The 19,885-nt window shown below is 69.8% G+C and carries 16 protein-coding genes; 4 read left to right on the plus strand and 12 right to left on the minus strand.

Annotated features, from left to right (window positions below; all coding sequences use genetic code 11):
* The 5 genes from VLK61_RS27575 to VLK61_RS27595 form a co-directional block, all read right to left on the minus strand.
* Positions 1-1,862: cadherin-like beta sandwich domain-containing protein (locus tag VLK61_RS27575; RefSeq protein WP_325426090.1), on the minus strand; the 1,862-nt coding region annotated here is incomplete at its 3' end.
* Between the two features lie 20 nt (positions 1,863-1,882).
* Positions 1,883-2,776, minus strand: coding sequence for an intradiol ring-cleavage dioxygenase (locus VLK61_RS27580; RefSeq protein WP_325426092.1), 894 nt, complete (start codon positions 2,774-2,776; stop codon positions 1,883-1,885).
* Positions 2,777-2,860: 84 nt separating this feature from the next.
* Positions 2,861-4,099: an ATP-binding protein gene (locus VLK61_RS27585; protein ID WP_325426094.1), complete on the minus strand. Its 1,239-nt coding sequence runs from the start codon at positions 4,097-4,099 to the stop codon at positions 2,861-2,863.
* Positions 4,096-4,800, minus strand: a complete 705-nt coding sequence (locus tag VLK61_RS27590) for a response regulator transcription factor (RefSeq protein WP_325426096.1) — start codon at positions 4,798-4,800, stop codon at positions 4,096-4,098. Before VLK61_RS27590 ends, VLK61_RS27585 begins: the two co-directional genes overlap by 4 nt.
* 22 nt (positions 4,801-4,822) lie before the next feature.
* Entirely contained in the window at positions 4,823-6,517 is a 1,695-nt protein-coding gene (locus tag VLK61_RS27595) for a M14 family metallopeptidase (RefSeq protein ID WP_325426097.1), read from the minus strand.
* A 90-nt stretch (positions 6,518-6,607) separates the two neighbouring features.
* Here VLK61_RS27595 and VLK61_RS27600 point away from each other — a divergent pair, with 90 nt between their 5' ends.
* Positions 6,608-8,824, plus strand: coding sequence for a VanZ family protein (locus tag VLK61_RS27600; protein WP_325426099.1), 2,217 nt, complete (start codon positions 6,608-6,610; stop codon positions 8,822-8,824).
* Positions 8,825-8,835: 11 nt separating this feature from the next.
* Here the strand turns inward: VLK61_RS27600 and VLK61_RS27605 are convergent, their stop codons facing one another.
* The 4 genes from VLK61_RS27605 to VLK61_RS27620 all read right to left on the minus strand — a co-directional run bounded on the left by VLK61_RS27605 (position 8,836) and on the right by VLK61_RS27620 (position 13,960).
* Positions 8,836-9,591, minus strand: coding sequence for a class II glutamine amidotransferase (locus tag VLK61_RS27605; protein ID WP_325426101.1), 756 nt, complete (start codon positions 9,589-9,591; stop codon positions 8,836-8,838).
* Between the two features lie 14 nt (positions 9,592-9,605).
* Complete coding sequence (locus VLK61_RS27610) at positions 9,606-10,838, minus strand: NAD(P)/FAD-dependent oxidoreductase (protein WP_325426103.1); 1,233 nt, start codon at positions 10,836-10,838, stop codon at positions 9,606-9,608.
* 179 nt (positions 10,839-11,017) lie between these two features.
* Positions 11,018-13,243 carry a malate synthase G gene (locus VLK61_RS27615; RefSeq protein WP_325426105.1) on the minus strand — a complete coding sequence of 742 codons (2,226 nt, stop codon included), beginning with the start codon at positions 13,241-13,243 and terminating at the stop codon, positions 11,018-11,020.
* Positions 13,244-13,267: 24 nt separating this feature from the next.
* A complete protein-coding gene (locus VLK61_RS27620) occupies positions 13,268-13,960 on the minus strand; it encodes a haloacid dehalogenase type II (RefSeq protein WP_325426117.1) in 693 nt (230 codons plus the stop codon).
* A 91-nt stretch (positions 13,961-14,051) separates the two neighbouring features.
* On the opposite strand from VLK61_RS27620, the gene VLK61_RS27625 reads away from it, so the two are divergent.
* On the plus strand, positions 14,052-14,972 hold the full coding sequence (locus VLK61_RS27625; protein WP_325426107.1) for a LysR family transcriptional regulator: 921 nt from the start codon (positions 14,052-14,054) through the stop codon (positions 14,970-14,972).
* 81 nt (positions 14,973-15,053) lie between these two features.
* On the opposite strand, the gene VLK61_RS27630 is transcribed toward VLK61_RS27625, so the two are convergent.
* Both VLK61_RS27630 and VLK61_RS27635 read right to left on the minus strand, forming a co-directional pair.
* Positions 15,054-15,278 carry a PsiF family protein gene (locus VLK61_RS27630; RefSeq protein WP_325426119.1) on the minus strand — a complete coding sequence of 75 codons (225 nt, stop codon included), beginning with the start codon at positions 15,276-15,278 and terminating at the stop codon, positions 15,054-15,056.
* 248 nt (positions 15,279-15,526) lie between these two features.
* Positions 15,527-16,483: a LysR family transcriptional regulator gene (locus VLK61_RS27635; RefSeq protein ID WP_325426109.1), complete on the minus strand. Its 957-nt coding sequence runs from the start codon at positions 16,481-16,483 to the stop codon at positions 15,527-15,529.
* Between the two features lie 301 nt (positions 16,484-16,784).
* Between VLK61_RS27635 and VLK61_RS27640 the strand changes: the two genes are divergently transcribed.
* Positions 16,785-17,114 carry a hypothetical protein gene (locus VLK61_RS27640; protein WP_325426111.1) on the plus strand — a complete coding sequence of 110 codons (330 nt, stop codon included), beginning with the start codon at positions 16,785-16,787 and terminating at the stop codon, positions 17,112-17,114.
* Positions 17,115-17,174: 60 nt separating this feature from the next.
* On the opposite strand, the gene VLK61_RS27645 is transcribed toward VLK61_RS27640, so the two are convergent.
* A complete protein-coding gene (locus VLK61_RS27645) occupies positions 17,175-18,539 on the minus strand; it encodes a serine/threonine-protein kinase (protein WP_325426113.1) in 1,365 nt (454 codons plus the stop codon).
* A gap of 80 nt (positions 18,540-18,619) precedes the next feature.
* Between VLK61_RS27645 and argS the strand changes: the two genes are divergently transcribed.
* Positions 18,620-19,885 (plus strand): arginine--tRNA ligase (gene argS / locus VLK61_RS27650; protein ID WP_325426115.1); only part of this gene is annotated, 1,266 nt, incomplete at its 3' end.

The raw sequence follows: 19,885 nt of genomic DNA on the forward strand, positions 1-19,885 counted from the left end.
ACCGCGCTGGTGATGGCCTGCGGGAAGGCCAGCTGCGAGGTGGCGGTGGCCGTCACCGTCAGGTTGTTGTTCAGGTAGACCTGGAAGTGGATGTGCGTGATGCGACCGGCGTACCAGCCCGGGTAGATGGTGGTGAAGTGCACCTCGCCGTTGCTGTCGCTGACCTGGATGCCGCGCAGGTAGGTCAGGCCTTGCTGGCCGGCGTTGTTGTTGGCGTTGTAGCCCGAGTACAGCCCGTCCTTGTCGCAATGCCAGATGTACACCGCCGCGCCGGCCACCGCGGCGCAGCCGTTGCTCAGGTCCTGCACCTTCAAAGTGAGCGTCAGCGGAATGCCGGTCTTGCTCTCGCGCACATCGCTGCGCACCATCGCGGTATTCGACAGGATCGCCAGCAGCGGGAACGGGCCCTGGGTCTCGGTGGGCGTCAGCGTGCAGCTACCCGCCACGGCACGGGTGGCCTGCACGGTGTAGGTGCGCGTGCTGACGCCATCCTCGGCGGTGACGACGACGGACAGCGCCGTCGTGCCCACCGCCAGCGCGATGCTCGACGACGCACGGCCCGACACCACCGCCACGCCATTGACCCGCACCGTGGCGCCGGCCTGCGTGACGGTGGGCGTGACCGTGAGCGCGGTGACGGTGTTGGCCAGCGCCGCGCTGTAGCTGGTGGTGGCCGCGCCGAAAGCCGGCGACAGGCTGCCCGAGGACAGCAGCAGCGCCGACAGGCTGGCATCGCTGGACAGCGTGGCCGCGGCGCGCGTGACGACGATGCGGTAGCTGGCCTGGGTGCTGCCGTCCTCGGCGGTGACCACCAGCGTCAGCGTGTTGGCGCCCACCGCCAGCGCGACGGCCGATGAGCTGCTGCCGCTGGCGATGATGCTGCCGTTCAAAGTGAGCGTCGCCCCGGTGGCGCTGGTGATGGCGACCACGCTGAGCGTGCTGACGCCGTTGGCCACCGCCGCGCTGTAGCTCGTGGTGCCGGACGCAAACACCGGCGACAGCGTGCCGGCCGACAGGGTCAGCCCGCTCAGCGTGGCATCGGCCGAGACGCTGCGCGCCGCGCGCGTGACGGCCACGGTGTAGCTGCGGCTGCTGCTGCCGTCTTCGGCCGTCACCAGCACGATCAGCGTGGTCGTGCCGACGGCCAGCGCCAGGGCGTCGCTGGCGCTGCCGCTGGTCACCACCACGCCGTCGATGCGCAGCGTCGCCTGGGCGCTGCTGGTGCTGGCAGTGAGCTGCAGGCTGCCGGTCTCGTAGGCCACCGCGGCGCTGTAGCTCAGCGTGCCGGCGGCAAAACCGGGCGACAGGCTGCCGGCCGACAGCGCCAGGCTGCTCAGGCTGGCGTCCGACGAGGCGGTGGCCGCGGCGCGGGTGACGATGAGGGTGTAGGTGCGCGTGCTGCTGCCATCGGCCGCGGTGAGCACGATGGACACGGTGTTGCCGCCGACCACCAGCACCACCGCCGCGGCGGCCGCGCCGCTGGCCACCGTGGCGCCGTTGATGCGGATCATCGCCCCGCTGTCAGCCGCCGTGGGCGTGAGCACCAGGCTGGTGGCACTGTTGGCGACGCTGGCGCTGTAGCTCAGCGTCTCGCCGGTGAAGGCCGGCGACAGCGTGCCGACCGACAGGCTCAGGCCAGCCAGCGCGGCGTTGTTCGAGGGGCTGGGGCTCGGGCTGGGTGATGGCGTGGGGCTCGGCGACGGACTGGGCGTGGCGCTGTCTCCACCACCGCCGCAAGCGGCCAGCGTCATCGCCCCGAGCAGGCTCAAGGCGCCCAGCGCCTGGCGCCGCGGCGGCGGGGCCTCGCTGGTCACGGCAAGCGCCGCGCCGCTGTCTTGCACCCTGCTCGATTCCTGCGTCATCACGCGCCCCTTGTGTGTTATCAGCCAGCGACGCCGACGACCAGCGTCGCGACGTAGCCGTCGGTGACATTGCCGGTCACCGTGGCCAACTGCAGCGTGACGCCGTCGCTGAACACGTTGTCGGTGCTGAAGCTGATGCGCGCCAGGTTGCTGACGCTGGCCGAGTAGCCGGTGGTGGCATAAACCTCGCTGCAGGTGCTTACCGGGAAGGCGATCTGCGAGGTCTTGATCTTCGACGAGTAGCTGGTGGCGCTGGCCAGGCTGGGGTAGACCTCGAAGTGCATGTGCGGCATGCGGCCGTCGTAGCAGCCAGGGAAGATGGTCGTGAAGCTGACGTTGCCGCTGCTGTCGGTCTCCTGCACGCCGCGCAGGTAGTTCTGGTCGGTGATGCCGCTGGAGTACATCGAGTAGCGGCCGGCGCTGTCGCAGTGCCACAGGTAGACGGCGCGGCCGGCCAGCGCGGCGCAGCTGGCGCCGGTGTTGACGACCTGCAGCTTCACGGTGAGTTTGATGCCGGTGGCCGTGCCGCTGGCGCTGCCGATGCTGCTGCGGATGTCGCTGCGCACGATGCCCGACAGCGCCAGTGCGTTGGCCACGCTGCCGTTGGCGGTGTTCGAGCCATCACCGGGGTAAGGGCCGGCAGTCTCTTCGGGGATGGTCGCGCAGCTGCTGGGGGTGGTGGTGGTTGTCGTCGTGCCGGTGGTGGTGCCGGTGGTGGTCGTGGTGCCGGTGCTGGTGCTGCTGGTGTCGCTGCTGTCCTCCCCGCCACCACAGCCCAGCAGCACCAGCGAGCTGGCGGCTCCGCCGGCGCCCAGCCAGCGCAGCGCACGGCGCCGGTTGGTGGTCTGGCGGACCAGCGTATCGAGGTCGGCCGCGAGGCCCAGGTCATGGTCGTGGTGATCGTGGTGAGACATGGGATTCCCGTTGAAGCAAGCGGCGCACGGGCCGCGGAGTGCTTCACAGTGTGAAGCGCCAACGTTTCCCGAATCAGGGCCCGTTCATGTCCGCGCTGACATATCGTTGACCGGCGGCCAGCGCACGCAGGCGCGCAAGCCGCCGCCATTGCGGTTGGCCAGCCACAGTTGCGCGCCGTCGTGTTCGGCCAACTCGCGGGCAATGGCCAGGCCCAGGCCGTGGCCAGCGTGGCCGCGCGAGCGGTCCAGGCGCACCCAGGGCTCGAAGACCTGGGCCAGCTGCGCCGGCGGGATGCCGGGGCCGTCGTCGTCGACCCACAGCGTCACGCCCTGGCCATCGGCCACCGCGCTGAGCCGGGCGCTGCCGCCGTGGCGCAGCGCGTTGCTGACCAGGTTGCCGACGATGCGGCGCAGCGCCGCCGGCCGGGCACGCACACGCAGGCCGGCCGGCAGCGACACCTCGACTTGCTGGCCCTGTTCGGCCAGGTCGTCGGCAATCGCCTGCAGCAGCGCGCCGAGGTCGACCACGCCGGGCAGCGCATTTTCATGCTGCTCGCGCAGCACGGCCAGCGTGGCGTCCAGCAGTTCGTCAATCTCGTGCAGGTCACGCGCAGCATGGGTGCGCGCTTCGGGCGGCAGCGCCTCCAGCCGCATGCGCAGCCGGGTCAGCGGTGTGCGCAGGTCGTGCGACACGGCGGCCAGGTGCATGCCGCGGGCGTCGAACTGCTGCTGCAGCCGCTGCGTCATGGTGTTGAAGACCTGCGCCGCTTCACGCACTTCGCGGGTGCCGCGCCCGGCATCCAGCTGCGGCAGCGCCTCGCGCCGCGCCAGGCTGCCGGACAGGCCGTGCGCGGCCTGCGACAAGCGGCGCATCGGCGCCGACAGCCAGCGCGCGCCGATCAAGGCCCCCAGCGCGATGACCAGCGCGCGCAACCCATAGTCCAGCCACAGCAGCGGCGTCGACATGCGGGGGCCGCCGGCACCGGGCCCGCCCGGCGACAACCCGAAGGGGTTGCCCGGCGGTAGCGAAGGCAAGGTGGGTATCGGCAGGCGCCCGGCTCCGGCCAGGCCAGGTGGACCGGCGGGTCCCGGCGGGCCGGGTGGACCCGGGGGGCGGCTCGGGCCGGCCGGCCCCGCGCCCGGCGGCATGCCCGGCGGCGGGCGCTGCCAACCGGTAGGTTCAGGCGCCAGGCCCAGGATCTGACGCGACTGCGTGCGCACGCCCACCACCACGCTGAAGGCCACCAGGTGGCTCAGCACCAGCGTCACCCACATCAGCACGAACAGCCGCAGCAGCAGCGTGTCCAGATGCCGAAGCGTCATGGCCTCGTGCCGGCGCCGCCATGGAACACGTAGCCCTGGCCGCGCAGCGTGCGGATCAGCTGCATGTCGCCGCCGCCGTCGTCCAGCTTGCCGCGCAGGCGCGAGACGGCCAGGTCGATGCTGCGATCGGTGGACTCGGCACCGGACGTGCGGGTGAGCTCGAGCAGCCGCTCGCGCGACAGCACCTGGCCGGCATGATCGACAAAGGCCGTGAGCAGGCGGAACTCGGCCGCCGACAGCGCCACCACGGTGCCGTCGGGCGCCAGCAGCTGGCGGCGCAGACGGTCGAAGGTCCAGCCGGCAAAACGGATCTCGGCGTTCACCGCCGCCGCCACCGCCTGGCCACGGCGCAGCACGGCGCGGATGCGGGCCACCAGCTCGCGCGGCTCGAAGGGTTTGGGCACGTAGTCGTCGGCGCCGAGTTCCAGCCCCAGCACGCGCGAGATCGGGTCGCCCTGCGCGGTGAGCATGATCACCGGCAGCGCCGGCCGCAGGCCCTTGAGCCAGCGGCACAGCGCCAGGCCGTCGTCGTCGGGCAGCATCAGGTCCAGCAGCACCAGGTCGACCTCGGCGTCCGGCGCGCGGCGGCGGAAGGCCGCGCCGCTGGCCAGCGCCTCGACGCTGATGGCATGCTGGCGCAGGTAGTCGACCAGCAGGTCGCGGATGGCCTGGTCGTCGTCCAGAAGCAGGCAGCGTGTCATGTCATGACCGTCCGTGCGGGCCTCAATCCAGCGTGACTTCGGTGCGCACGGTGCCGGCGCGGTCCGCGGTGGCCGTCAGCGCCAGGTGCGTGCCGCGCGGTGCCTTGACGATCCACTCGGCCACCGCGCGGTCGGCGGTGATCTCGCGGTTCGGCAGGAAGGCCTGCAGCGAATTCTTCGGCGCATGGCCGTCGAGCTGCGGGCCGACCACGCGCTGCTTGCCCGAGACCAGCGCCACGCCGGGCGGCAGGTGCAGCTCGAAGACCACGCCGCGGGTCGTCTTGCGCTCCAGCGCGCGCTTGCTGATGTGCGACGGCAGGTAGCCGGCATTGGCCACCGCGAAGCGCACGCGCCAGGTGTCGGGGCCCAGCGCACGCACTTCCGTGCGCAGCACCTCGAGCTTGGGCAGGCTCAGCGCGATCTGCGTCAGCCAGGCCGGGAAGCGCGCGGCTTCGCGTTCACGCAGGTGCGGCGGCGGGTTGCGCCAGTAGTTCAATCGGTCCCAGCCGCCGAGCTCGATCATGCCCAGCTGCGGGTGGCGGTACGGGTACCACGTCACATGGGCGTTACCAGCGCACTGCTCGTCGCTCCACTTCAGCAGCTTCAGATCGTCTTCGACCGGGTGCTCGCGGTACCAGTGGATCCAGTCGTAGTCGGTGATGCCGGCTTCCTTGTTCGGTGCCCAGATCTCGACGGTCCAGAACAGCGCGCCCAGGTGTTCGTAGATCCAGTCCTGCGTGCCGGTGATGATTTCCTTCGGGTGGTACTTGAAGTCGTGATAAATGCTGACCGCCGGGTAGCCGGTGAGCTTTTCGCCCAGCGCAGACAGGCGCTTGTAGACCCACAGGTCCTCGGGCGTCATGTCGTCGTCGCTCTGCGTGCCCATGGGCCGCAGGATCACGCCCGAGTGGGTGTGGAAGCTCACCGCCGCGCCGATGTTCGGATGCGTGACGATGAAGTCGACCATCGCCCGCACCTCGGGCTCGCTGGTGGGATAGGGGCCGGCGCCGCTCTGCTCGAACTCCTGCCGCCAGTAGGCCGGGAAGTTGCGGTTCAGGTCCAGCCCTTCGCGGTTCGGGTTGACGCTGATCAGCAGGCCGTCGTAATGCGTCAGCGTGCCTTCGGGCATCACACGGTAGTAGCTGCCGCCGAATTCGCCAGGCTCGCGCGGCACCATCAGCCGCGGCTCGTCGGCGTGGCATTTCCACGGCCCGTGCGGGTCGGGCATGCGCATGTGCAGCACGCGGCCGTCGCCGTCGATGTCCTCGACCGTCAGGCCCTCGACCGGGTCCTCGTCGAAGGGATACAGCCGCGTCGACGAGCGGATGAAGCGCGGCCTGTCGGCCAGCGCCAGCTCGGCGCCGTCGGGGTTCACGCGCGGGCAGATGTAGACCGCGCGGGTGTCCAGCAGCTGCGTGATCCTGGCATCGCTGCCGTGGCCGGACAGCAGCTGGTGCAACCAGTACAGGCAGGCGGTGCTGGCCGTCAGCTCGCCGGCGTGGATGTTGCCGTCGACCCAGAACGCCGGCTTGTCGCGGTCGGCGCCGGTGGATTCGTTGGTCAGCGCGACGACCCAGATGTCGCGCCCTTCATGGCTCTTGCCGATCGACTGCAGCGACATCAGGCCGGGCCGCGCGGCGGCGTACTCTTGCAGCAGGCCGGTGAGTTCGGCGTGGCGGTAGAAGATGTCGAAGCGGGGCGTTGGAAGCGCTGGCATGGGTACGGCGGCTCGGCGAGAAAGGCCGCAGTTTGACACGCAGGGTTCACCGGATACTGCGGCATCGCCCGCTGCCCCGAGTCGAACCCCATGCACCGCACCGTCACCGCGCTGGCCGGCCTGCTGATCCTCTACGGTTCGCTCTACCCGTTCGAGTTCGCGGCGGCTCGGCCGGGCGCGCTGCTGCAGTTGCTCACCCAGTGGCGGCTGTTCACCGGGCTGGGCGATGTGTTGGGCAACGTTGCGCTGTTCATCCCCTTCGCCGCGAGCTACACCGCCGAGTTGCGGCCCCGCCACGGCCTGTGGCACAGCGCGGTCCGGGTGCTGGTGGTCGGCGGCGTGCTGGCGCTGCTGGCTCAGCTGGGCCAGTTGCTGGTGCCGCAGCGTGACGCGCAGATGGGCGATGTGGTCTGGAATCTGACCGGCTGCGCGCTGGGCATCGCGCTGGGCGATGCCGTGCGGGCCGCCATGCGCAGCCCTTCGCTGCAGCGCGGCCGATGGGAGGCGGTGCTGCTGCTGGTGATGTGCCTGGTCGCGGAATGGCTGCCACTGGTGCCCAGCCTGGACTGGGGCCTGCTCAAGGCGCATGGCAAGCAAGTGCTGGGCGGCACGCTGTGGCCGCTGCCGTTCCAGGCCGCGGCACCCCACATCGCGATCGCGCTGCTGATGGGGCATGCGCTGGAGACGGGGCCCGGCAAGGCGCGCAGTCTGCCCGTCTACCTGGCGCTGCTGCTGGGCGTGGCGGCTGGCAAGCTGCTGATCGTGGGCACCGTGCTGAGCCCGGCCGCGCTGGCCGGGCTGGCCTTGGGCGGCCTGGGCTGGCTGATGCTGCGCCAGGCGCAGCAGGCCGTTCGTGCGCAGGTGCTGAGCGCCATCTTGCTGGCGCTCTACAGCCTGGCGGCCTTGTCGCCCTGGACGCTGCGCGACTCGCCCGGCAGCATGACCTGGCTGCCACTGGCCGCCCTGCTCGAAGGCTCGATGCTGAGCAACAGCCAGGCCTTGATGACCAGCCTGGTGATCTTTGCCGGCATCCTGAAACCGCTGGCGGACAGCGGCAGCAGCTTGCGCGGCATGAGCTTGGCGCTGGCCATCTGGGTCTTCATGCTGGAGCAGGCGCAGCGCTTCATCGAGGGACGCAGCGCCGACATCACCGAACCCCTGCTGGTGCTGGCCGTCGGCTTCGCGCTGCTGGCGCATCGCCGCTCGGTGCCGCAGGCCGGGCGCGCGGCGTCGCCGCGAGCCTCGTCGAGCGCGCCCGCGCCGGCGCGAACCTCCGGCACGGCCGCGATCGGTCGCTGGCATCCGCTCGTCTTGCTGCTGTCGTGCGCACTGCCCATCGTCATCGCCCTGCATCAGCTGCTGCACCTGCCCGGCATTCCGTACAACGTGCGTGATCTGTTCCGCGGCAACGGCCATCCCGTCGCGCTGGCCATGTTCACGCTGGGCCTGCTGTGGCTGGGCGCCGGCAGCGGCCGGGCCGGCCGCTGCCTGGCCCGTTCGCGGTGGCCGGCGCTGGTGCTGCCGCTGGCCGGCCTGGCCTGCGGGCTGGTCAGCCTGCTGCTGGTGTGGTCAGGCGTGACCACCGAGAGCATCGAGGACATCGCCGGCTCGACCAACCTGGTGTGGTTCGTCACGAACAAGAACATTTGGGGCGACAGCTGGCGGCATGTCTTCCTGGCCCTGGACATGCCGCTGACCATCAGCTTCGTCGAACGCTGCGTGCGCTACGCGGCCTTGTACGGACCCTTGCCGGTGATGTTGGGCCTGCTGGTAGCGATGCCCTTGCGCACGGGCCCGGCGGTGCCCCGTCTGCGCTGGTCAGCCGCCGCGCTCGCGGGGGGCGGGCTGTTCCTGTGGCTGTGCAAGGCGATTGCGTTCGACTGGTCGTCCACCGACAACCTCAATGAGCTGATCGCCGCCGATGGCCCCTGGGGCTGGGGCGGTGGCGGCTACCTGTATGCCTTGCTGGCGCTGTTGTGCGTCCAGGGCTGGCTGTGGGGCAGCTACGTTCAGCAGCGTCCGTTGCGCTGGCTCGCGGTGCTGGCTCTCAGCCTGTTGCTGTTGCCGGCGGGCTGGTGGCTGCTCAACGAAGGCCTGGAAGCGCAGGTGAAGAAGTACGGCCTGGTGTATTCGGGCGTGCAGTTCCTGCTGGGCCCGGACCGCAGCCACGGGCTCGACGAGGCGACGCTGAGGCTGCGCTGGTTCGCGCTGCAGTCGGCCACGGTGCTGCTGCTGGCGCTGGGACTCTGGCTCGAACGGCAATTGGCGGCGTGGCCGTCTCGCCGGCCGGCCGTCACCACCCCTTGAAGCGCGCCGGGTCAGCGGACGCACTGCCCGCCGACGAAGACCCGCAACTCGCCCGGCGCAAACGCGGTCCAGCTTTCGTCGCGCGTCAGCGGCTCGGTGGCGATCATCGCGATGCGGTCGCCGGGCGCGGCCAGCGCGCCGAAGTCGATGCTCAGATCCTCGTCGGCCAGGTGCGCGGCGCCGAAGGGGTGCTTGCGTTCCAGCCAGTGCAGCGAGGTGGTGGCATGGGCCCACAGCGCCTGGCCGTTGGACAGCAGCAGGTTGAAGGTGCCGTGGCGCGCGACCGACGGCAGCAACTCGGCCAGCGTGCGTGTCAGCTCGGCTATGGTCGGCACGGCGGCATGGGCCTTGGCCAGCTCCTGCATCAACCAGCAGAAGGCGCGTTCGCTGTCGGTGTTGCCCACCGGGCGGAAGGCGCCGTGCAAGCGCGGCTCGAAGTTCTTCAGGTCGCCGTTGTGCGCAAACACCCAGTAGCGGCCCCACAGCTCACGCATGAACGGATGGGTGTTCTCCAGCGCCACGCGGCCCTGCGTGGCCTTGCGGATGTGGGCGATGACGTTGTCGCTCTTGATCGGGTAGCGCCGCACCATCTCGGCCACCGGCGAGACCAGCGCGCTGTGCGGGTCGACGAACAGGCGCACGCCACGGTCTTCGAAGAAGGCGATGCCGAAGCCGTCCTTGTGTTCGGTGGCCCGCGTGGCCAGGCCGGTGAACGAGAACATCACGTCGGTCGGCGTGTTGGCGTTCATGCCGAGCAGTTGGCACATCGGGGCGCGGACTCCTAGCGAAGCGGGATGAACAAGCGGGTGATGCCGCGCAGACTCACCAGATGGCCGGGGTTGCCGGTTTCTTCGAGCACACCGGCCATGCGCTGCAGGATACGCGGGCTCTTGCGGGCGCGCCAGATCAGCAGGTCGGCCAGCCACGGATGGTCGTTGACGCGGTTGGCACGTTCGTAGAGGTCGAAGCGCGGCTTCAGCGCGCCGATGTGCTGGCGGTAGCGCTCGCCCACCGCGGCGTCGCTGCCGCCGGCGAGCAGGGTCTCGGCGGCGATCAGGCCGGTCTCCATCGCCTTGCCGATGCCCTCGCCGGTGAAGGCATAGGTGCTGCCCGCCGCTTCGCCGGTGACCAGCAACCCGGGCCGGGCCAGTTGCGCGCCTTCGAGCGAACAGCGCAGCGGTGCACCCTTCAACTCACCGACCCATTCACCACCAGCCAGCAAGTCGCGCGCCGGCGCGTAGACCTCGCCGAAGGTCTGGAACATCTCGCGCAGGTTGACATCCGCCATCGTCGCGCGGCCATCGCCGCGGCGCGCGTGGCTGTGCGCCAGGCCGACGCCGATGTTGAACACGCCGTCGCGGCACGGAAAGATCCAGCCGTAACCCTTGCGCAGGCGCTTGTGCCAGACCACCTCGAGTTCGGTGATGCGTTCGCGCATCGCGCCGTTGCGCACATAGCCGCGCAGCGCCACGCCGCTGGGCGTGTGGCGATCGCACATGCCGGCGGCCATCAGCGCCTTGGGCACTGCGCCGGTGGCCAGCACGGTCCAGCGGGCCTGCAGCTCATGCGTGCCGGTGGCCGATCTCAACAAGGCGCCCGCCACGCGCGCGTCGGCGCTGCCGATGGTCAGCGGCGCCTCGAAACGCAGCGGCGCGAAGAAGCGTGCGCCGGCGCGTTCGGCGGAGCGCTTGAGGATGTCGTCCAGCACCCGCCGCTGCAGCACCGCTACCCGCCCGGGCACGTCGATGCGGCCGCCGCGCGGGCCGATGCAGCCGACATGGCCGACGCTCTGCGCCGCCGCCATCACCTCGCCATGCACGCCCAGGCGTTGCAGCGCGCGGTGGGCGTCGGGAATCAGGCCGTCGCCGCAGACCTTGTCGCGCGGGAAGTCGTGCTGGTCGACCAGCACCACCTCCAGGCCCTGCCGCGCCAGCCACTGCGCACAGGCGCTGCCGGCCGGGCCGGCGCCGACGACGAGCACATCGCATTGGCTGGGCAGCGCGGAAAAGCTCATCGGCAAGGCACCGGGCGAAGGGGGGGCGAAGGGCGTGATTGTAGGCAGTGCCACTGTCCTGTCCGCCGCCCCGCCAGGCGCCGACCCAATCGACCCAGACGCGACGCCCCGGCCGGTTGAGCGGCGCGCCAGCGTCCGCTCGAACCCGCCGAGTCAGGACGGCGCCGCAGGCGTCCGGCCTAACAGGATTTGACGCGCAGCCGCCAGGCGTGCAGCAGCGGCTCGGTGTAGCCACTGGGCTGCGTCAGCCCCTTGAACACCAGGTCGCAGGCGGCCTGGTACGCCGCCGAGCTGCTGAAATTCCCCGCCATCGGCTGGTACAGCGCATCGCCGGCGTTCTGGCCGTCGACCACCGCCGCCATGCGCTCGAACGTCTCGCGCACCTGCGCTTCAGTCACCACGCCGTGCAGCAGCCAGTTGGCGATGTGCTGGCTGGAGATGCGCAGTGTCGCGCGGTCTTCCATCAGGCCGACGTTGTGGATGTCCGGCACCTTCGAGCAGCCGACGCCCTGGTCGACCCAGCGCACGACGTAGCCCAGGATGCCCTGGGCGTTGTTGTCGATCTCCTGCTGGCGCTCGGCCGCGCTCCAGGCGGCTTTGCCGACCACCGGGATCTGCAGCAGGTCGTTCAGCAGGATTTCGTGCTGCGCCTCGGCGTCGATCTGCTCCATCTCCAGCTGCACCGCCGCGACGTTGACCTGGTGGTAGTGCAGTGCATGCAGCGTGGCCGCGGTGGGCGACGGCACCCAGGCGGTGTTGGCGCCGGCCTTCGGGTGGGCGACCTTCTGCTCCAGCATCGCTGCCATCAGGTCGGGCATGGCCCACATGCCCTTGCCGATCTGCGCGCGGCCGCGCAGGCCGCAGGACAGGCCGACCAGCACATTGCTGCGCTCGTAGGCCTGGATCCATTGGCTGGTCTTCATGTCGCCCTTGCGGAACATCGGACCGGCCTGCATGGCGGTGTGCATCTCGTCGCCGGTGCGGTCGAGGAAGCCGGTGTTGATGAAGGCCACTCGGCTGGCTGCCGCGGCGATGCAGGCCTTCAGGTTCACGCTGGTGCGGCGCTCTTCGTCCATGATGCCGAGCTTGACGGTGGAGTCCGGCAGGCCTAGCAGCTTTTCGACGCGGCCAAAGAGCTCGCTGGCGAAGGCCACTTCGGCCGGACCGTGCATCTTGGGCTTGACGATGTAGACCGAGCCGCTGCGCGAGTTGACGATGCCGCCACCCTGGGGCAACGCGGCCTTGCGTTGCAGGTCGTGCAGCGCGATGGTCGTGGTGACCACGGCGTCCAGGATGCCTTCGGGGATTTCGCGGCCCTCGCCCCACAGGATGGCCGGGTTGTTCATCAGGTGGCCGACATTGCGCACGAACATCAGAGAGCGGCCGTGCAGCACCACCTCGCCGCCCCCGGCGCCCTGGGCGCCGGTCCCTGCGCTTGCCACATAGCGCCGGTCCGGATTCAACCCGCGCGTGAAGGTCTTGCCGCCCTTGCTGACCTCCTCGGTCAGCGTGCCCTTCAGGATGCCCAGCCAGTTGCGGTAGCCCAGCACCTTGTCCTCGGCATCGACCGCGGCGACCGAGTCTTCCAGGTCGAGGATCGTCGACAGCGCCGATTCGAGCACCAGGTCGGCGATGCCGGCGGCATCGGTCTTGCCGATCGCCGTCGAGCGGTCGATGCGGATGTCGATGTGCAGGCCGTTGTGCAGCAGCAGCACCGCCGACGGTGATGCCGCTTCGCCCTGATAACCGGTGAATTGCGCGGCATCGGCCAGGCCGCTGCTGCTGCCATTGTTCAAGGCGACGACCAGGCGGCCGGCGTCGACCCGGTAGCCGGTGGCGTCGGCATGCGAGCCGCTGGCCAGCGGTGCCGCGTCGTCGAGCAGCTTGCGCGCGAAGGCAATCACCTTGGCGCCGCGCGCCGGGTTGTAGCCGCCGCTCTTCTCGGCGCCGCCGGTCTGGGGAATGGCGTCGGTGCCGTACAGCGCGTCGTACAGCGAGCCCCAGCGGGCGTTCGCGGCATTCAGCGCATAACGCGCATTCAGAATGGGCACGACCAGCTGCGGGCCGGCCTGGATGGCCAGTTCGGCGTCGACATTCGTCGTCGTCGTCTTCACGGTCGGCGGGTGCGGCTGCAGGTAGCCGATCTGCTGCAGGAAGGCCTTGTAGGCCGGCATGTCGGCGATCGGGCCGGGATGCGCGCGATGCCAGTCGTCCAGCGCGGCCTGCAGCCGGTCGCGCTCGGCCAGCAGCGCGGCGTTCTTCGGCGCCAAGTCGGCCACGATGGCATCGAAGCCTTGCCAGAAATGCGCGCTGCTGATGCCGGTGCCGGGCAGCACCTGGTCCTCGATGAAGCGGTAGAGCGGGGTCGCCACCTGGAGGCGATGGCAGGCAGTGCGTTCGGTCATGGCAAGGTCCTCGGGCGGTGGGAATCAGTGTGAAGGAAAGAAGCTCAGCACATCGCGCAGGCTGCTGCCGATGCGGGTGGGTCCGGTGTCCAGCTGTTCGAGCGGGCCACCCGTCCGGTTGACCCACAGCGTGGTGTGGCCGAACCAGGTGGCGCCGATGGCGTCCCAGCCGTTGCTGGAAACGAACAGGATCTTGCGCGCCGGCAGGCCCAGCGCGTCGGGCCCCAATGCGTAGACGGCCGGGTCAGTCTTGAAGCGGCGCACGCTGTGGGCGCTGAGCACCGGGTCGATGAGGTCCGCGAAGCCGGCGCTCTTGATCGCAACCGCCAGCATGTCGGGGTCGCCATTGCTCAGGATTCCGGCACGGATGCCGCGGGCCTGCAAGGCCTGCAGCACCTCGCGGTTCTCCGGAAAGGCGGACAGGTGGCGGTACTGGTTCATCAGCCGGTCTTCGCTCTCGCGGTTCAAGGGCAGTTTGAGCTGTTGCGCGGCAAAACGCAGGCCCGCCAGCGTCAGCTCCCAGAACGGGCGGTAGCGGCCGCTCATCGAGCACAGCCGCGTGTAGTCGATCTGCTTGTCGCGCCAAAGCGACGCCAGCGCCTGGCCCTGCCCGGCGAACAGCTGTTCTGCCGCCAGGCCGACGCTGTAGACATCGAACAGCGTGCCGTAGGCGTCGAACAACACCGCTTCAGGCTGCACCGGCGTGGCTTTGGACATCATGGTGCACGACTGTATTGCGAACCTGAGTCAACATTAAGCACTCCGATTGCGATTGATTCGTGACCGATCGGCGTGTAATCTGCGCGCCATGGATCGTTTGAAGCAGATCGAATCCTTTGCCGCGGTGGCCACCAAAGGCAGCCTGACGATGGCGGCGCAGGCCGAGGGCGTGGCGCCGGCAGTGATCGGCCGGCGCATCGATGCGCTGGAAGAGCGCCTGGGCGTCAAGCTGCTGGTGCGCACCACCCGCCGCATCACGCTGACGCACGAGGGCAGTGCCTTCCTGGAGGATTGCCAGCGCATCCTGGCCGAGATCGCCAATGCCGAAGCCAGCGTCAGTGCCGGCGGCGTGAAAGCCAGTGGTCACTTGCGCATCACCGCACCGGCCGGTTTCGGCCGCCGCCACGTGGCGCCGCTGGTGCCGCGCTTCCTGGCGCTGCACCCGGACGTGAGCCTGTCGCTGAACCTGTCGGACCGCGTCGTCGACATCGTCAACGAAGGCTTCGACTGCGCCGTGCGCGTCGGCGACATGCCCGATTCCAGCCTGGTCAGCGTGCGCCTGGCCGACAACCGCCGCATGTGCGTCGCGACACCGGCCTACCTGAAGCGCGCCGGCACGCCGAACCATCCGCAAGAGCTGAACCGGCATGAGTGCCTGACGCTGTCGTCCGACGCCAGCCAGACCCGCGGCTGGGCCTTCACGGTCGACGGCCAGCTGACCCACCTGCGCCCCAGCGGCCGCCTCGATTGCAGCGACGGCCAGGTGCTGCACGCCTGGTGTCTACAGGGCCTGGGCATCGCCTGGCGCAGCACCTGGGAGGTGGAACAACAGCTGGCAGCAGGCCAGCTGACAGAAGTGCTGGCCGACTTCGCCGCCCCGCCCAACGGCATCTACGCCGTCGTCCCCCAGCGCAAGCACCTGCCCTTGCGCGTGCGCCTCTGGATCGACTTCACCAAGCACAGCTACGGCGACGCCAGCTACTGGCGAACCCCCCAGATCGCAACGTGAGCGTCCCACCGCTGCGCGGGCTTGCGTGCCCGCCAGGGGACAGGCCGCGCAGCGGCCGGGGGTCAAGGTTTCAGCCGGGGATCAAGCTTTCAGGCATTCACTCATGAACTTCTTGCGCTCGTCGCCCTTCTTGTCGCCGGCGTCCTTGTTGCAGGTGGCCATCTTGCTTTGCTGGGTGGGCTTCTTGGCTGACAGGCAGGTCTTCATGAAGGCCTTGCGCTCGTCACCCTTCTTGTCGCCGGCTTCCTTGTTGCACTCGCCCATCTTGCTTTGCTGAGCGGTGGGCTTGGCGCCGCTGGCGGCCATGCCCGGGCCTTCCTTGTGTGATGTGGCCTGGGCCGCACCGATGCACAGCACCAGTGACGCGACCACCGCGGTGAGTTGCTTGATCATGGGATTCCTTCCTCGTTGCTGACGCTGTCGGCCGATTGGCCGCTGCCGATTGGAGCAGAGCGCCCCGGGGCCGGCAATTGCACAACGCGGGCGGTTGTCGCGTGGTGGACACGCGGCCAGCCTCGCCGCGCTACCGGCTGTGCAGTCGCGTCTGTTTGCGATCAGGCCACGGCCAGCTCGCCCCCGAACAACGACTGTGCCGCTTCGTGGATGGCCTGGCGCAGCCAGCGCTGCGCCGGCTGCTGCTGATCGCGCCGGTGCCACAGCAGCCCGACCTCGATGCGCGGCAACGCGCCCGGGAAGGGCCGCATCACCAGGTCCGGCGCCAGGCCGCTGGCCGAGACGAAGCTGCGCGGCAACACCGTCAGCAGATCGGACTGCTGCACCACGCGCGCGGCGGTGGCGAATTCGTTGACCGTCAGCACCACGCGCCGCTGGCGCTTCAAGCCTTGCAGCGCCGCGTCGACAAAGCCGTGCTGACGGCCCGCGAAGCTGACGCGCACATGCCCGGCCGCGCAGTAGTCGTCCAGCGTCAGCACCGGGTGCCGGGCCAGTTCGTGGCCGCGACGCATCACGCACACGTAGCCGCAGTGGTACAGCGGGTCCAGGCACACGACGGCGCTGTCGCCCTCGGCCTGCAGCGCCGCAGCGAGCTCCGGAAAGAAGCCCAGCGCCACGTCGGTCTGGCCCTGCTCCAGCTGCGGGCGCGGATCGCGCGTGCCCAGCGGCAGCACCCGCAGCGTCACCTGCAGGGCCTGCTGCTCGATGCCGCGGATCAGGGCCGGCATCAGCACAGCCGCGGCGGCGTCGGCCATCAGCAGTCGGAAGCCCTGCGCGTCCTGCCGCGGGTCGAAGGCCTGCGGATCCAGCGCATGGCTCAGGCCCGACAGGGCCGCCCGCACGGTGGGCCAGAGCGCCTCGGCCTGCGGCGTCGGCGTCATGCCGGTCGGGCCGGAGACGAACAAGTCCTCGCCGGTGGCCTGGTGCAGCCGGCGCAGCGCGTTGCTGACGGCAGGCTGGGTCATCGCCAGGCGCGCGGCGGCGCGCGTGACGTTGCGTTCGAACATCACCACGTCGAAGACGCGCAGCAGGTTGAGGTCGAGGGTCCGGAAGTTCATGACGTTCGGGCAGGCATTCACCGGCGTGATGCATGCATTCAGAAAGGCAATTGGCGGAATCTAGGTGAAAACCCTAGTGTCTGGGTGTTGGAGCGTCGGATCGCTCAGCTGAAAGAAGGACTTTTGCCATGCCATCACGACATTTCCGGGTTCATGTGCCGCCGCCCGTGCCCGTCCCTCGCGGGGCGCTCTGGCTTGCACAGCTGCTGAATTGGCTGCAGCGCGCCCGCACGCCGCGGCCGGCTGACACTGCTGACCGGCCGCGCGCTACCGCTTCGCCGCGTGTTGCGGAGGGCCAGGCATGAGCAGCACCTTGACCCGATCGCCGAACGAACTGCGTCTGCTGGCCCGCGGCGTGCACCGCGACGATCCGCGCCTGGCGGCGGACCTGCAGGGCATCGCCCGGCTCAACGAGGCCCTGGCGGCAGGGGCCTGCCAACCGGCGCCCGGGACGGCGGCGCTGTCGACGCGGCCGCGGGCACTGCTGCGGCGCTTCGCCGCTGCGACCTGGCGTCACCTCGAGGCCATGGGCCAGGCCCGTGCCCGCCACGAGTTGCAACAGCTGGCCAGGCGCTGGGAAACGTCGCATCCGCAACTGGCCCAGCAGATGCGCGCCGCCAGCCTGCGCTGATCGCCGCTGGCCCCAGGCGCGGGCGTGCGCTGCGCCTGCGGCCTGCGGCCTGGGGCCGGCTCAGAGAATGCGTCGCGGGTGCGCCATGGCCTCGTGCGCCGCATGCAGCCGGCGCACCAGCACACGGATGAAGGCGCCGTCGAACAGGTGGCGGGTGCCAGGGCTCAGCGACAGCATGGTCTCCGGCGTGAACGACACCGTGGTGGCGGCTTCCGAGACGATGACGTCGGCGGCATGCGTGCGCAGGTCGGGGCTGGGCGCCAGGTAGGCCATCTCGCCCACCGAGGTGCCGGAGCCGAGTTGCGCGACGCGGTTGCCGTCGCGGTACACGTCGATGCGTCCCTGGGCGATGATGTGGAAGGTGCTGCCCTCTTCGCCCTTGCGGTACAGCGCCGCGCCGTAGGCATGGCGCTGCCAGCGCGCCCGCCGCACCACTTCCCACAGCTCGACGTCACCGAAGCCGGCAAAGAATTCCAGCGAGCGCAGCAGGTTGAAGCGCTCGGAGTCCAGCACGTCCTGCACCTGGCCGCGCGGCACCTCGGCATTGGCCACCAGCGAGGACCATTCCTGCGCAAACTCGTCCCAGCTGGCGTGGCGCTGCTCGCGGTTCTTGGACAGCGCGCGCTCCAGGATCGCCTGCATGCGCGGCGGCACACCTTCACGCAGCAGTTGCAGCGCCGGCGGCTCGCCGTTGTAGATCTGGTGCATCAGCGCCGCCTGCGTGGTGGCGTCGAAAGGCGGGCGGCCGGCCACCAGGTGGTAGAGCACGGCGGCCAGCGAATACAGGTCGGCGCGTGAATCCAGCGTGCTGCCGTCCAGCTGCTCGGGCGACATGTAGGCCAGCGAGCCGACGCGAAAGACCTGCGTGCGGTCCGACAGCGTGTCCAGCACGCTGCCGAAATCGCTGATCTTCACCTCCTTGACATGGCCGTCCTCGACCAGCGCCAGGATGTTGGCCGGCTTGACATCGCGGTGGATCAAGCCCTGGCGCGAGACATAGCCCAGCGCCATCGCGCACTTGAAGCCGATTTCCACGATCTGGTCCAGCGCCAGCAGCGCGTCGGCACGGCAGAAGCGCCGCAGCGTCACGCCGGGCACGTACTCCATCACCAGGTAGGGCATCACCGGGTCGGGCACGGCGTCGAAGATCTCGACGACATTGGGGTGCTTCAGCTTGCCGGCCAGCGCCGCTTCGGCGTCGAAGAAGTGGCTGCGGTAGTGGTTTTCCGGGCTCTCGATGTGACTGGCCGCCCGCACGCGCTTGATGGCCACCTGACGGTCGCGGAAATCGTCGCGCGCCAGGAACACCTCGCTGGTGGCGCCCTCGCCCAGCCGCGATTGCACGCGGTAGCGGCCGATCCACGCCGGGTGGCCGGACGAAGCGCTGGTTTCGGCAGACGACGGAAAGGAAGAGTGAGCGGCCAAGGTAGGTGCATTCTGCCGGCCATCGGCAGCCGCGGGAAGGCGGCCGACCCGAGGAAGCCCGAACCGTAGAATCGTTCCCCATGATCCAAGCCAAGCAGGAGCTGCTCGAGGCGCTGGGCGCCGCGATCTCGCAGCTCGCGCCCGGGGCCGCCTTGAGCCCCGCCTTCGAGTCCCCCAAACAGGCCGCGCACGGTGATTTCGCGATCACCGCGGCGATGCAGCTGTCGCGCAGCCTGAAGCGCAACCCGCGAGAACTGGCCGCCGCGCTGGTCGAGGCGCTGCAGGCCCAGCCCGCGGTGCAACGCTGGGTCCAGGCGCTCGACATCGCCGGGCCGGGCTTCATCAACCTGCGCCTGGCACCGGCGGCGCGCCAGGCGGTGGTGGCCGAGGTGCTGACCGGCGGCGACGGCTTCGGCCTGCAGGCGCCGAACGGCCAGCGCGTGATGGTCGAGTTCGTCTCCGCCAATCCCACCGGTCCGCTGCATGTCGGCCATGGCCGCAATGCCGCGCTGGGCGATTGCATCAGCACCCTGCTGCAAAGCCAGGGCTGGCAGGTGCTGCGCGAGTTCTATTACAACGACGCCGGCGTGCAGATCCAGACGCTGGCGACGTCCACGCAGTGCCGCCTGAAGGGCCTGAAGCCGGGTGATGCCGACTGGCCCGATCAGGCCTACAACGGCGAGTACATCGCCGACATCGCCGCCGACTTCCTGGCGAAGAAGACCGTGCATGCCGACGACCGCGCGTTCACCGCCAGCGGCGACCCCGAGGACATCGACAGCATCCGGCAATTCGCCGTGGCCTACCTGCGCCACGAGCAGGACCTGGACCTGCAGGCCTTCGGCGTGCATTTCGACAACTATTTCCTGGAAAGCAGCCTGTATCGCGACGGCCGGGTCGAAGACACCGTGCGCCGCCTGGTGGCCGCCGGCAAGACCTTCGAGGAAGGCGGCGCGCTATGGCTTCGTACGACCGACTACGGCGATGACAAGGACCGCGTGATGCGCAAGTCCGACGGCACGTACACCTATTTCGTGCCCGATGTCGCCTACCACGTCAGCAAGTTCGAGCGCGGCTGGGCCAAGGTGATCAACGTGCAGGGCACCGACCACCACGGCACCATCGCCCGGGTGCGGGCGGGCCTGCAGGGCGTCGACGCCGGCATCCCGGCCGGCTTCCCGGACTACGTGCTGTACAAGATGGTCACGGTGATGAAGGGCGGCGAGGAGGTGAAGATCTCCAAGCGCTCGGGCGGCTACGTCACGCTGCGCGACCTGATCGACTGGACCAGCCGTGACGCGGTGCGCTTCTTCCTGATCAGCCGCAAGGCCGACACCGAGTTCGTC

The sequence above is a fragment of the Aquabacterium sp. genome (assembly GCF_035476535.1).
In the GTDB taxonomy this organism is placed as follows: Bacteria; Pseudomonadota; Gammaproteobacteria; order Burkholderiales; family Burkholderiaceae_C; genus Pseudaquabacterium.

Excerpts from the sequence above, each read along its gene's own strand:
- VLK61_RS27585 (WP_325426094.1), bottom strand. The coding sequence starts at position 4,099 with ATGACGCTTCGGCATCTGGACACGCTGCTGCTGCGGCTGTTCGTGCTG.
- VLK61_RS27630 (WP_325426119.1), bottom strand. The coding sequence starts at position 15,278 with ATGGCCGCCAGCGGCGCCAAGCCCACCGCTCAGCAAAGCAAGATGGGC.
- VLK61_RS27620 (WP_325426117.1), bottom strand. The coding sequence starts at position 13,960 with ATGTCCAAAGCCACGCCGGTGCAGCCTGAAGCGGTGTTGTTCGACGCC.
- VLK61_RS27580 (WP_325426092.1), bottom strand. The coding sequence starts at position 2,776 with ATGTCTCACCACGATCACCACGACCATGACCTGGGCCTCGCGGCCGAC.
- VLK61_RS27595 (WP_325426097.1), bottom strand. The coding sequence starts at position 6,517 with ATGCCAGCGCTTCCAACGCCCCGCTTCGACATCTTCTACCGCCACGCC.
- VLK61_RS27615 (WP_325426105.1), bottom strand. The coding sequence starts at position 13,243 with ATGACCGAACGCACTGCCTGCCATCGCCTCCAGGTGGCGACCCCGCTC.
- VLK61_RS27640 (WP_325426111.1), top strand. The coding sequence starts at position 16,785 with ATGAGCAGCACCTTGACCCGATCGCCGAACGAACTGCGTCTGCTGGCC.
- VLK61_RS27635 (WP_325426109.1), bottom strand. The coding sequence starts at position 16,483 with ATGAACTTCCGGACCCTCGACCTCAACCTGCTGCGCGTCTTCGACGTG.
- VLK61_RS27600 (WP_325426099.1), top strand. The coding sequence starts at position 6,608 with ATGCACCGCACCGTCACCGCGCTGGCCGGCCTGCTGATCCTCTACGGT.
- VLK61_RS27590 (WP_325426096.1), bottom strand. The coding sequence starts at position 4,800 with ATGACACGCTGCCTGCTTCTGGACGACGACCAGGCCATCCGCGACCTG.
- VLK61_RS27610 (WP_325426103.1), bottom strand. The coding sequence starts at position 10,838 with ATGAGCTTTTCCGCGCTGCCCAGCCAATGCGATGTGCTCGTCGTCGGC.
- VLK61_RS27605 (WP_325426101.1), bottom strand. The coding sequence starts at position 9,591 with ATGTGCCAACTGCTCGGCATGAACGCCAACACGCCGACCGACGTGATG.
- VLK61_RS27625 (WP_325426107.1), top strand. The coding sequence starts at position 14,052 with ATGGATCGTTTGAAGCAGATCGAATCCTTTGCCGCGGTGGCCACCAAA.